The organism is Chitinivibrio alkaliphilus ACht1 (assembly GCF_000474745.1).
Lineage (GTDB): Bacteria > Fibrobacterota > Chitinivibrionia > Chitinivibrionales > Chitinivibrionaceae > Chitinivibrio > Chitinivibrio alkaliphilus.
In genome coordinates, this window is sequence record NZ_ASJR01000091.1 from 1 (window position 1) to 327 (window position 327).

The following is a 327-nucleotide window of genomic DNA, read 5'->3' on the forward strand; positions in this document are numbered from 1 at the left end:
AACATTATCGCTTGTTCCAACATCGGTCTGACTCCCCGTTACTGTCACAGCATCAAGAGTCTCTGTGCCGACAACACTTCCATCACTAACAGTATACCCGGCATTCGTAAGGGCAGTGCCGTCATACTCCTTACTGTCACTTTCGGCGGTTATCTCAAGAAAACGTGCCGTAATATTCGCTGTGGCTGTACCAGTATTGGAGTCGAGAGTATAATTATCCGCATCGGCGCCACCGCTTATGGCGATATTGGTAAAATTTACATCCTTGTCATTTCCAACATTCTCATCTTCAAAGGCCGCATCATAGCTAAATTCCAGGTCATCACC

General features: G+C 46.5%; 1 protein-coding gene. It reads right to left on the reverse strand.

Going from position 1 to position 327, the window contains the following annotated elements; genetic code table 11:
- Positions 1-327 (reverse strand): YDG domain-containing protein (locus CALK_RS13125; protein WP_034638475.1); only part of this gene is annotated, 327 nt, incomplete at both ends.